General features: G+C 72.2%; 1 pseudogene. It reads right to left on the bottom strand.

Annotated elements, in window-relative coordinates:
- Window positions 1-389, bottom strand: a pseudogene (locus M3677_RS17765) (phenylacetate--CoA ligase); the annotation flags it as partial.

Below are 389 nucleotides of genomic sequence, written 5' to 3'. Positions count from 1 at the left end.
ATGCCGATCTGCAGCGACGACGAGCGGGGGTCGACGCCCTGCCGCTCGAACTCGTCGACCAGCGCGAGCATGTAGCTGGGCGTGACCATGATGATCCGGGGGCCGAAGTCGCCGATCAGCTGCACCTGCCGCGGGGTCATGCCGCCCGAGATCGGGACGACGGTGCAGCCCAGGGCCTCGGCGCCGTAGTGCGCGCCCAGCCCGCCGGTGAACAGGCCGTAGCCGTAGGCGTTGTGCAGCATGTCGCCGCTGCGCCCGCCGGCGGCGCGGATCGAGCGGGCCATGACGGTGGCCCAGGTGTCGATGTCCTGGCGGGTGTAGCCGACGACGGTGGGCTTGCCGGTGGTGCCGGAGCTCGCGTGCACCCGGGCGACCTGCTCCTTCGGCAC

This window comes from Curtobacterium sp. P97 (assembly GCF_023712445.1).
GTDB lineage: Bacteria > Actinomycetota > Actinomycetes > Actinomycetales > Microbacteriaceae > Curtobacterium.
The sequence above is the reverse complement of the archived record's forward strand: the minus strand, read 5'-3'. Positions and strand labels throughout refer to the sequence as shown.